Below are 12160 nucleotides of genomic sequence, written 5' to 3' on the forward strand. Positions count from 1 at the left end.
GTCTGTCTGTCGGGGAGGGGCGGTGGTGCGTGAGACACGGTCTGAAGAGGCCGCCGGCGAACTGATGGTGGTTTGCGAGCGGCTGAAGAACTGGCTCGTGCGCGATGCGCTGCCGCTCTGGGCCGAGGCCGGCTACGACGCGGCGAGCGGACGCTTCGCCGAAAGCCTGGCGCTGGAGACGGCCGAGCCGTCGGCAGCCCCGGCCCGGCCGCGCGTGCCGCCCCGGCAGATCTATTCCTTTCTCGAGGGCGCCCGGCTCGGCTGGCCGGGGGATGCGGCGGGGATCGCCACTCGCGGCCTGGCTGCTTTCCATGCCGATTTTCTCCAGAACGATGGCAGTCTGCGCCCGCTTGCGGCGGACGGCTCGCGTCCCTTCGACCTCTACGACCAGGCCTTCGCCCTGTTCGCCTATGCGACCATTGCCGGCTCGGTGGCTGGCCTGCGCGAGACAGCGGTGGAGGAGGCAAGACGGCTGCGCGACCTGCTCACCGGTACGCTCGGTCATCCGGACGGCGGCTTCGAGGAAGATACTCCGCGCCGCCTGCCGCTTCGGGCCAACCCCAACATGCATCTCTTCGAGGCGGCTCTCGCCTGGGAGCACCTGTCGGGCAGCCCGCGCTGGGGCGAGATGGCGCGCGGCATTGCCGAACTGGCCATGGGCCGGTTCATCGATCCCGATCTCGGCATACTGCGCGAATATTTCGAGGGCGACTGGTCGCCGGCAGCCGGAGAAGCCGGCCACAAGGTCGATCCCGGCCATCTGTTCGAGTGGTGCTGGCTGCTCACGGTCTGGGGTCGCAGATGCGGCCGGGACGATGCGCTGGCCGCCGCCGCCCGGCTCTACGCCGCTGGAACGCGCTCCGGCATCTGCCCGGATCGCGGCGTCGTCATGCTGGAGATCGGCGACGACCTGCGCCCGCGCGAGCCGGTGGCGCGGCTGTGGTCGCAGACCGAATGGCTGAAGGCCTCCCTGGTGATGATGGAGGAGGCGCGCGAGGCTGGCGATGCACCGCGCGAGAACGAGGTGGCGGAGGCGGCGATTGCGGCCGCCCATGTCATCGAGCGCTACCTCGATGTCGAGCCGCGCGGGCTGTGGCGCGATCGCCTGGCACCCGATGGCCATTTCATCGAAGAGCCTGCACCGGCGAGTTCGCTCTATCATCTCGTCTGCGCCATCGCAGAACTCGACCGCGTTTGCGGCTGAGCCGGGCCCGCCATCACGCAAATTTCACGCAACGCGTGGAAAGTGACGTGAAACACAGTTATGGTTAACTCGGATAGGTAATTTCGGCAGTGCAGGAGTCGGGTTTGTCGGCGAAGGACTGCAAAACGATTGCTGGTTTGCGCCTGGCTCCGCAGCCGGGGCATATTTGGGCTTTTGCCGCTACGGTAGCGGCGGCTATCGTACCGCAAACAGGCGCGGTCAGCGCCGGCGAGAAGGTGACCGATTTCGTGCTTGCACAGCGAATTGAAGAGCTTGACGTCGCTTGTGATGCCGACGGGAACGGCTGGCGCAAGGACGCATGCGAGGGCCTTGCGGACCGCCTTCGCGAGAGGGTGCCGGGCGCCGAGGTCCGGCTTGCCGCAGGTGACAGCAGCGCCTCTGTCCTGCGCGTCTCCGTGGAGTGGGTCAGGTCGCACGAAACCTTCGTGATGGCGCGTCTTTCCTGGCGCCGGGGCGCGGAGGCCGCTGCCCAGGGACCCGTGATCGAGTTCTCCGTCAACGACAAACGGATCGAAGCTTCCGACGCCCGGCCTTTCGGCCGGATGTTGGCCGATACTTTCCCCTTGGGGGGATAACGATCAACGACCGGGGCAAGACGCCGGTCACGAGGATGCGTGTCGTCCGATCAGATTGCGAAAGGGTGGAAGATCATGTGTGACCTTTGTGCGATGACCTATCGGGACCCCGAGGTGCCCGTTGTCGCCGGCTACAGCTGCGACGAGACGTTTACTCCGGGGGCGGATGCGGACTTCGCGGTCATCAATGAGGGCGTGGACGCTTCGGCAGGCACGTCCACCTCCTACACGATCAATGTCGGCGACAGCTTCAACGGCACTCTGACGAGCGGCGATCAGGACTGGGTGCGGGTCACGCTCGAGGCAGGTACGACCTACAACATCGCATTGACCGCAAACACGTCGGGCCTCGACACTTATCTTCGCGTCCACAACTCCTCCGGTACTCAGATCGCCTTCAACGACGATGGAGGCGACGGCTTAAATTCGTTCCTCTCCTTCACTGCGACGACCGGCGGCACCTACTATCTGAACGCAGGCTCCTATAACGGTCTATCCACCGGCAACTACACCCTGTCGATCACGGCCCCGCCGCCGCTCCCGGTCTTCGATAACGACCAGATCGCCGCGCAGCTGACCAATGGCTATTGGGAGTCGACCGGGCGCGCGCAGCGGTCCTTCAACGTGTCGTCCGGCGGTACGCTGGATGTGAACATCACGGGCCTGACGGCCGAAGGGCAGTTCCTGGCGACACAGGCGCTGGCTGCCTGGAGTGCGGTGACCGGTATCAACTTCAACTTCGTGTCCGGGGCCGCCGCGATCACGATCGACGACAACGACAGCGGCGCCTACAATAGCTCGACCACCAGCGGCAACACGATCCTGTCGTCGACCGTGAACGTCTCGACCGCCTGGCTCGCCAATTCCGGCACGACGATCGACAGCTATTCCTTCCAGACCTACCTGCACGAGATCGGTCATGCGCTGGGGCTGGGGCATGCCGGCAACTATAACAGCACGGCGACCTACGGCGTCGACAACCACTACAGGAACGACTCCTGGCAGGGCACCGTGATGTCCTACTTCGACCAGGACGAGAACACGTATATCAACGCCACGCGTGCCTACATCATCACGCCGATGGTGGCCGACATCATCGCCATCCAGAACCTGTACGGCGCATCGACGACGACCAATCTCGGCAACACCGTGTATGGCTCCACGGGCGCCAACAACACAGGCACCTATATCGACAATTTCCTGAGCTACGGAAACAACGTTGCGCTGACCATTTACGATAATGGCGGCATCGACCTTCTCGATTTCTCCGGGATCAATGCTGCCCAGCTGATCGACCTGCGTCCCGAGACCTATTCGAACGTGGGCGGGCTGACCGGCAACCTGACCATTGCTCGCGGCACTGTCATCGAGAACGCGACCGGTGGCAACGGCAACGATACCCTCATCGGCAACAGCGCGAACAACCATCTGAACGGAAATGCCGGTGCCGACACAATGATCGGCGGTGCGGGCGATGACGTGTACTACGTCGACAATGTTGGAGATGTCGTCGTCGAGAATGCCGGCGAAGGCTACGATACGATCATCAGCTTCCTGTCGTTTGTGCTGTGGCAAAATGGCCAGAATATCGAAGCGTTGCAACTTCAAGGTACTGCAAACCTTAATGGTACCGGTAACGCTGTGGACAATACGATTACCGGCAATTCCGGCGACAACGAACTGAATGGAGCCGCTGGCGCTGACTGGATGATCGGCGGTGCTGGCAACGATACGTACATCGTCGACAATGTCGGCGACATGGTCGTCGAGAATGCGGGTGAGGGAACGGACCGTGTCTACAGCTCGGTGAACTTCACGTTGAGTGCGCATAGCCAGCACCTTGAGAACCTGTATCTGACTGGAAGTTGGAACATCAACGGCTACGGCAATGGGCTGGCGAACATCATTCAAGGCAACAGCGGCAACAACAGCCTCGGCGGTGGTGGTGGTAACGACACGCTGTATGGCGGTGGCGGCAACGACTCGCTCGATGGCGGTTGGGGTGCCGACCACATGCAAGGTGGCTGGGGCAACGACACCTACTATGTCGACAATGCCGGCGACACGATTGTGGAACTGTCGGGGCAGGGCACGGACAGCGTCTACTCTACGATCACGTTTGCCCTGAGTTCGCAGAGCCAGCATCTCGAGAACCTGTACCTGCAGGGGACGGGGAACATCAACGGCTACGGCAACGGCCAGAACAACATCATCGCCGGCAACATCGGCAACAACAGTCTCGGCGGTGGCAACGGCAACGACACGCTGTATGGCGGTGGTGGCAACGACAGCCTGGATGGCGGCAACGGTGCCGATCACATGGTCGGCGGCTGGGGCAACGACGTCTATTACGTCGACAATGCCGGCGACACGATCGTCGAGCTTGCCGGAGAAGGCACGGACAGCGTCTACTCGACGATCACGTTCGGCCTGAGCTCGCAGAGCCAGCATCTCGAAAACCTGTATCTGCAGGGGGCTGGGAACATCAACGGCTACGGCAACGGCCAGAACAACATCATTGCGGGCAATATCGGCAACAACAGCCTTGCCGGTGGTGCCGGCAACGACACGCTGTATGGCGGTGGCGGCAACGATACGCTCGATGGCGGTTGGGGTGCCGATCACATGGTCGGCGGCTGGGGCAACGACGTCTATTATGTCGATAATGCCGGAGACACGATTGTCGAGCTTGCCGGAGAAGGTACGGACAGCGTCTACTCGACGATCACGTTCGGCCTGAGCTCGCAGAGCCAGCATCTCGAAAACCTGTATCTGCAGGGGACGGGGAACATCAACGGCTACGGCAACGGCCAGAACAACATCATTGCGGGCAATATCGGCAACAACAGCCTTGCCGGTGGCAACGGCAACGACACGCTGTATGGCGGTGGCGGCAACGACAACCTGGATGGCGGCAACGGCAACGATATCCTCGATGCCGGCTGGGGCTCTGACTTCCTGAACGGCGGTGCCGGCAATGACACTTTGACCGGAGGGTCTGGCGACGACACGTTCGCATTCCTGAATGCCGGCGACACGGACACGATCACCGATTTCGAGCACGGGATCGACACGATCCGGATCGGCGTTGGGGCGAGCAACTTCTCGCAGGTGACGGTGACGGATGTGGGGGCGGACACGCATCTGACCTTCGGCACCAACACCATCGTGCTGCAAAACTTCGACCACACGCTGGTGTCGGAGAGCGACTTCAGCTTCGTGTGATCGGAGGATAGGGCGAGCGCCCGGCGGGAGGAGAACTCTTCGTCGCCGGGACTTGCCGCGCTGCGACGCCTGTGCGACACGAAACGGCATGCGGAAGCTCTTCCGCATGCCGTTTCTCTTTCATCGAACCCTACCAGAGATCCGATCATGGCCGCGGACACTGCCCACTCCGATGCCCTTGCCAGCCTGCGCGCCCGCCTTGCCGACCGCTCCGCCGTCATCGGCGTCATCGGTCTCGGCTATGTCGGCCTGCCGCTTGCCTTGCGCTTTTCGCAGATCGGCCATCCGATCGTCGGCTTCGACGTGGACCCGGCGAAGGTCGCAAGGCTCAACGCGGATCGCGGTTTTCCCCGCTATGTCGGCAATCGGCGCGAGGAGGTGCGGTTCGCCGGCCCCTTCGAAGCGACGACGGACTTCGCGCGCGCGGCCGACTGCGATGCGCTGATCATCTGCGTGCCGACGCCGCTCGGCCGCTTCCACGATCCGGACATCGGCTACATTCTCGATGCGGCCCGTGCCATTCGTCCCTACCTGCGGTCCGGCCAGGTGGTCGCGCTGGAATCGACCACTTATCCCGGCACCACCGAGGACGACATGCTGCCGGCGATGGCGCGCGAGGACCTTGTGGTGGGCCAGGACATCTTCGTCGTCTACTCGCCCGAGCGCGAAGATCCCGGCAACGCCAGCTTCGGCATCCGCGAGATCCCCAAGGTGGTGAGCGGCGTCACCGATGCGTGCCTTGCCGCGGCCGAGGCGCTCTACGGCTCCGCCGTCGACCAGCTGGTGCCGGTCTCCTCGACCCGCGTCGCCGAGATGACCAAGCTGCTGGAGAACATCCACCGGGCGGTCAATATCGGCCTCGTCAACGAGATGAAGACGCTCGCCGACCGCATGGGTATCGACATTTTCGAGGTTATCCGCGCCGCCGCCACCAAGCCCTTCGGCTTCACCGCCTTCTATCCCGGGCCCGGCGTCGGCGGTCACTGCATCCCGGTCGACCCGTTCTATCTGACCTGGAAGGCGCGCGAATACGGCCTGCACACCCGCTTCATCGAGCTGGCCGGCGAGATCAACCGCTACATGCCGGACTTCATCGTCGAGAAGCTGATGGACGCGCTCAACGGCCACCGCAAGGCGCTCAACGGCGCGAAGGTGCTGGTGCTCGGAGCCGCCTTCAAGAAGAACATCGACGACATTCGCGAGTCGCCGAGCCTGATGGTGATGGAGCGGATCGTCGCGCGGGGAGGGGAGCTCTCCTATGCCGACCCCTTCGTGCCGCAGCTGGTGCTGGAAAGCGGCCACGGCTTCGCGGCCGTGGAGGCGGATGCCGAGACCATCGCCAGCCAGGATGCGGTTGTGATTGCCACCGATCACGATGCCTTCGACTACGCGATGATCCTCGACAAGGCGAAGCTGGTGATCGACACGCGCGGCCGCTATCCGGCGAGCGAGCCGAAAGTGACGCGCGCCTGACCCTGTGCCAAAGGCCGGCATGGCGGACATGCCGGCCGTGACGATTGTATTTTTCCTGCCGGTCGGCTAACCCACGCAACGACATCTTGCGGGCTGCGGGCCGTCTTGACCCGGCAACCAATTCAGAACGGGACATCTGTGATGTACGAAGCCATCGATCCGAATCCCAATTTTCCCAAGCTCGAGGAAGACATCCTCAAGTTCTGGCAGGAGAACCGGATTTTCGAAGCTTCGGTGGAGAACCGCCGCAACCAGGACGGGGCGGGCGAATACATCTTCTACGACGGCCCTCCCTTCGCCAACGGGTTGCCGCATTACGGGCACCTGGCCACCGGCTTCGTCAAGGACCTGATCCCGCGCTACCGCACCATGCGCGGCGACTGCGTCGAGCGGCGTTTCGGCTGGGACTGCCACGGCCTGCCGGCGGAGCTGACGTCGGAGAAGGAACTCGGCATCTCGGGCCGCAACGAGATCCTCGAATACGGCATCGGCAAGTTCAACGAGCACTGCTCGGTCTCGGTCATGCGCTTCACCAACGAGTGGCGCTATTATGTCGAGCGCCAGGGCCGCTGGGTCGACTTCGAGAACGACTACAAGACCATGAATCTCTCCTTCATGGAGAGCGTGATCTGGGGCTTCAAGCAGCTCTGGGACAAGGGGCTGGTCTATCGCGGCTACCGCGTCGTGCCCTATTCCTGGGCCGTGCAGACGCCGCTGTCGAACTTCGAGACGCGCCTCGACAACTCCTATCGCGAGCGCCAGGACCCGGCGCTGACCGTCGGCTTCCTGCTCAAGGGCGAGCGCTTCGCCTCGGTGCCGACGCGCCTGCTCGCCTGGACGACGACGCCCTGGACCCTGCCGTCCAACCTTGCGCTCGCCGTATCGCCGGATCTCGACTACGCGATCCTGGAAAAGGACGGCGTGCGCGTGATCCTCGCCGAAGCGGCGCTGGAGCGCTACGAGCGCGAGTTCGGCGAGTGGCAGAAGGTCGGCGCGCTCAAGGGCGCGGAGCTGGCCGGCACCGCCTACGAGCCGCTCTTCCCGTATTTCAAGGACACCGAGAACGCCTTCGCGGTGCTTGCCGCTGCCTTCGTCGAGGCCGGCGACGGCACGGGCTGCGTGCACATCGCGCCGGGCTTCGGTGAGGACGACTTCGAGCTGGCCCGCGACCGCGGCATCCCGCTGGTCGTACCGGTGGACGAGGCGGGCAACTTCACCGCCGAGGTTGCCGACTATGTCGGCCAGAACGTCATCGAGGCGAACAAGGACATCATCCGCGACCTCAAGGCGCGCGGCGATACGGTCTATCGCCACGAGACCTATCTGCACGACTATCCCCACTGCTGGCGCACCGACACGCCGCTGATCTACAAGGCGATCGACGCCTGGTACGTCGCCGTCTCCCAGTTCAAGGACCGGATGGTCGAGCTCAACCAGCAGATCGACTGGGTTCCCTCGCATGTGCGCGACGGCCAGTTCGGAAAGTGGCTGGAAAACGCCCGCGACTGGAACATCTCGCGCAACCGCTTCTGGGGCTGCCCGATCCCGGTCTGGGTGAGCGACGACCCGAACCATCCGCGCATGGACGTCTACGGTTCGCTGGAGGAGCTGGAGCGCGATTTCGGCGTGAAGGTGGACAATCTGCACCGTCCGATGATCGACGAGCTGGTTCGCCCGAACCCGGACGACCCGACCGGCAAGGCGATGATGCGCCGCGTGCCGGAAGTGCTGGACGTGTGGTTCGATTCCGGCTCGATGCCCTTCGCCCAGCAGCACTATCCGTTCGAGAACAAGGAGCATTTCGAGCGGAACTTCCCGGCCGACTTCATCGTCGAATACGTCGCCCAGACCCGCGGCTGGTTCTACACGCTGATGGTCCTGTCGACGGCGATCTTCGACCGTGCGCCGTTCCGCAATGCGGTCTGCCACGGCGTGGTGCTGGACGAGAACAAGCAGAAGCTCTCCAAGCGGCTGCAGAACTATCCGGACCCGGTCGGCGTCTTCAACACCTACGGCGCCGACGCGTTGCGCTGGTACATGCTGTCCTCGCCGCTGCTGGTCGGCGGCGACCTGGCGGTGGCCAAGGACGGCCGCGGCATCGCCCAGGCGCTGCGCCAGGCGATCATCCCGATCTGGAGCGCCTATTACTTCTTCACGCTCTATGCCAATGCCGACCAGTACAAGGCGCAGGTCCGCTTCGACCAGAAGGGCCTGCTGGACCGCTATATCCTGGCCAAGACCCGCGAGCTGATCGAGAAGATCGAAGGCTCGCTGGATGCCTACGATATCCCGTCCGCCTATTCGCATGTGCCGGGCTATATCGACGCACTCAACAACTGGTACATCCGCCGTTCGCGCTCGCGCTTCTGGGGCGAGGAGCTGAACGACGACAAGCGCGACGCGCTGGACACGCTCTACACGGTGCTGACGCACCTGATGCGCGTGCTGGCCCCGATGATGCCGTTCGTCAGCGAGCGCATCTACAAGGGCCTGACGGGCGAACTGTCCGTGCATCTGGCCGACTGGCCGGAGGCAGGCAAGATGCCGAGCGATCCGGATCTCGTGCGCCGCATGGACCTGATCCGCGACGTCTGCAACTCGGTGATGTCGCTGCGCGAGGCCAAGCGCCTGCGCGCACGCCTGCCGCTGAAGACGCTGACCGTCGCCCATGCGGACATCGAGGACCTGCGCCCGTATTCGCAGCTCATCGCCGACGAGGTGAACGTCAAGGAGCTGGTGCTGGAGGCCGACCCGCTGTCGGTCGGCGAGCACAGCCTGGTGGTCAAGCCGCAGATCGGCAAGCGCCTGGGCCAGAAGATGAAGGAGGTCATGACCGCCTCCAAGACCGGCAACTGGACGCTGCGGCCCGACGGCATCGTCGAGCTGGCCGGCGTCGAGCTGCCGCCCGAAGACTACACCATGCGCGTCATGGCGCCGGAAGGGTCGGACACCGGCCTCTTCGATGCCAGCCGCGGCGTGGTGGTGATGGACACGCGGATCTATCCCGAGCTGGAGCGCGAAGGTTATGCCCGCGACGTGGTCCGCCTGATCCAGCAGACCCGCAAGGACGGGGGGCTGCAGGTGACCGACCGCATCCGCCTCAATCTGGTCCTGCCGGAGGCGCTGGTCCAGGCGGTGGAGGAGCACCGCTCCCGCATCGCCCAGGACACGCTGGCGCTGGAGCTGACCATCGGCGGCGCGCTGGATGGCGCCTACCGTGCCACGCACGAGGTCGGCGGCAGCGAGATTGCCATCGAGCTCGTCAAGGCCGAGGCCTGATCGCGGGGATTGCACTGACAAGGCCCGCGGGGACAAGTGCCCCGCGGACCAACGCCTAGCGCGGTCCGGCGGCGGACCACGACGACGGGGACAAGCGGTAAAACGAGATTGAGAGAGCTTTCTCGAAATCTCGCGTCGCCGTTTGAGCGTTTGATTTTAAGTATCTGAAATTGTTTTGTTATTTTTGTTGGGTTGTTCTCCCGAATTTCGAGACGGATTTTGCAAAAATCGCTCTCGAAATCCGCTGAATTCGAGACGGCGGTCCTAACTGGCCGGACGACTTGAATGATCGGGCGATGGACCTGCCCGCATCGCTTCCCCCTTGCGCAAACCTCCCCCGCGTCTTCCCGGGCAAGGCGAAGCCGCGACCCGGGACCGGAGAGCCACGGCGGTCGTGGCATGGTTCCGGAGCGCACCTCACAGGCCCTCGGCTCTCCGATCCCGCATCTTCGCTTACGCTTCGTGCGGGATGACGCCGGAGAGGTTGGAGCGCAGGAGCATCCGCTGAGGGTGCCAATGGGTCCCGGCTCTCCGGCTTCGCCTACGGCCGGGATGACCTCTGAGAGGGAGGCGGGGCCGTTCCCTGCGGACGGGAAGGCTGCCGGAAATGCGTTCCGCCAAGTCTACCTGTTGAGCTGTTCGTAGAGGTCGTCCCACTCAGGATTGAACGCGTCGATCGCCTGGATCTTCCACTCCCGCTTCCAGCGTTTCAGGCGCTTTTCCTGCGCGATTGCCTCGTTCACGGACGAATGTTCCTCGTAATAGACGAGGCGGCCGACGCCATGTCGGCGAGTGAAACCCTCGCCTTGCCCTTCGCGATGCTCGAAGACCCTCCGGGCAAGGTCGTTGGTCACCCCGACATACAGCGTGCCATGGTGTCGGCTGGCGAGAATGTAGACGAAGTATGCCATCCCGCGATGGTTGTGGCAGGTTGCGGAAATTGCAAGCGGTGAACCGTGGAGGCTGGAGCGCACCACACCTGCTGAGGGTGCCAATGGATCCCGGCTCTTCGGCTTCGCCTGTGGCCGGGATGACGGCCGAGGGTCGGGGCACGACCTCACATCCCTTCGGCTGTCACCCCGGGCAAGCGCAGCGCGACCCGGGGCCTATTGGTTTCCAGAGCGGCGGCGAGGTACGTCGCGCCGCCCCTCTAGGACACTTCGCAGGATCGCACGAGCAACGACGCCTCACGCCGGCTGAGGGTGCCAATGGGTCCCGGCTCTCCGGCTTCGCCTGCGGCCGGGATGACCTCCGAGAGGGAGGCGCCGCCCGCCCCCTTACAGACGGACCGGCTGGCCGCTTTGCGCGGAGAGCGTTGCCGCGTCGGCGAGCCGCTGCGCCATCAGCCCGTCATGGCCGCTCGGCGAGGGCAGGGTGGTACCGCGCGCGCAGTCGATGAAGGCGGCGAGCTGCAGCCGGTAGGCCTGGGCGTAGCGCTCCAGGAAGAAGTTCTGCACCGGGTCGGCGGTGAAGCCCGAGGCGGTGGCCAGTTCCACCGTCGTCTCGTGCTGGTTGCCGGCGCGCAGCAGGCCGAGCGAGCCATGCACCTCCACCCGCTGGTCGTAGCCGTAGGTGGCGCGGCGCGAGTTGGAGATCTGGCAGATCTTGCCGCGCGCGGTCTTCAGCAGCACCGCGGCGGTGTCGACATCGCCGGCCTTGCCGATCTCAGGGTCGACGAGGGCGGAGCCGACCGCGTGCACCTCCACCGGCTCGTCGCCGAGCAGGAAGCGCGCCATGTCGAAGTCGTGGATCATCATGTCGCGGAAGAGGCCGCCCGAGCGCTCGATATAGGAGACCGGGGGCGGGGAGGGATCGCGCGACAGGATCGTCACCAGCTCGACCTCGCCGATCCGCCCTTCCGCGATGCGCGCGCGCAAGGAGGCGAAGTTCGGGTCGAAGCGGCGGTTGAAGCCGATGAACAGCGGCACGCCGGCCGCCTCCACCACCTCGAGCACGCCCTCGATGCGCTGCGCCGACATGTCGACGGGCTTTTCGCAGAAGATCGCCTTGCCGGCTTTGGCGGCGCGCTCGATGAAATCCGAGTGGGTGTCGGTCGGCGAGGCGATCAGCACCGCGTTCGATCCCTTGCCCTCCAGCGCCTCGTCGAGCGAGATCACCGGCGCGCCGAGGCGCGTTGCAAGGGTCGCGGCGGCCACTTCCACCGCATCGCAGATGCCGGCCAGCCGGACGTCGTTGGTCTCCGCCGCACGCGCGGCCAGATTGGCGGCGTGGATCTGGCCGATCCGGCCCGCACCGATGACAGCTACAGACAGCAAGGTCTTGATCCTTTCGAGGAACGTTTATTCCATATTGACGCAATCATAGAATTTGCGTTTCATTCACGCAAGATCGCATGCGCCGGCATGCGGGCCGTTTCCGGACG

Annotated in this window: 7 protein-coding genes; 5 read left to right on the plus strand and 2 right to left on the minus strand. The window is 64.4% G+C overall.

All coding sequences use genetic code 11. The features are described from left to right. The first annotated feature begins 25 nt into the window (after window positions 1-25). From BBX35_RS16820 to ileS, 5 genes are all read left to right on the plus strand, one after another. Window positions 26-1204, plus strand: coding sequence for an AGE family epimerase/isomerase (locus BBX35_RS16820; RefSeq protein WP_171901478.1), 1179 nt, complete (start codon window positions 26-28; stop codon window positions 1202-1204). A gap of 104 nt (window positions 1205-1308) precedes the next feature. Further along, the gene (locus BBX35_RS16825) at window positions 1309-1800 is read left to right on the plus strand and encodes a hypothetical protein (protein ID WP_067222315.1); all 492 of its coding nucleotides are present in this window, start codon (window positions 1309-1311) and stop codon (window positions 1798-1800) included. Between the two features lie 39 nt (window positions 1801-1839). Next, window positions 1840-5025: a M10 family metallopeptidase C-terminal domain-containing protein gene (locus tag BBX35_RS24005; protein ID WP_141687885.1), complete on the plus strand. Its 3186-nt coding sequence runs from the start codon at window positions 1840-1842 to the stop codon at window positions 5023-5025. Between the two features lie 147 nt (window positions 5026-5172). Next, window positions 5173-6498 (plus strand): nucleotide sugar dehydrogenase, encoded by a 1326-nt coding sequence (locus BBX35_RS16835; RefSeq protein ID WP_067222321.1) that lies wholly within the window; start codon window positions 5173-5175, stop codon window positions 6496-6498. Window positions 6499-6639: 141 nt separating this feature from the next. Beyond that, entirely contained in the window at window positions 6640-9777 is a 3138-nt protein-coding gene (gene ileS / locus BBX35_RS16840; RefSeq protein WP_067222323.1) for an isoleucine--tRNA ligase, read from the plus strand. 623 nt (window positions 9778-10400) lie between these two features. Here ileS and BBX35_RS16845 read toward each other — a convergent pair. Further along, on the minus strand, window positions 10401-10688 hold the full coding sequence (locus BBX35_RS16845; protein WP_067222326.1) for a GIY-YIG nuclease family protein: 288 nt from the start codon (window positions 10686-10688) through the stop codon (window positions 10401-10403). Window positions 10689-11054: 366 nt separating this feature from the next. After that, the gene (gene iolG, locus BBX35_RS16850) at window positions 11055-12053 is read right to left on the minus strand and encodes an inositol 2-dehydrogenase (RefSeq protein ID WP_067222328.1); all 999 of its coding nucleotides are present in this window, start codon (window positions 12051-12053) and stop codon (window positions 11055-11057) included. Between the last annotated feature and the right edge of the window lie 107 nt (window positions 12054-12160).

Origin of the sequence: Stappia indica (assembly GCF_001696535.1) — a bacterium.
Taxonomy (GTDB): domain Bacteria; phylum Pseudomonadota; class Alphaproteobacteria; order Rhizobiales; family Stappiaceae; genus Stappia; species Stappia indica.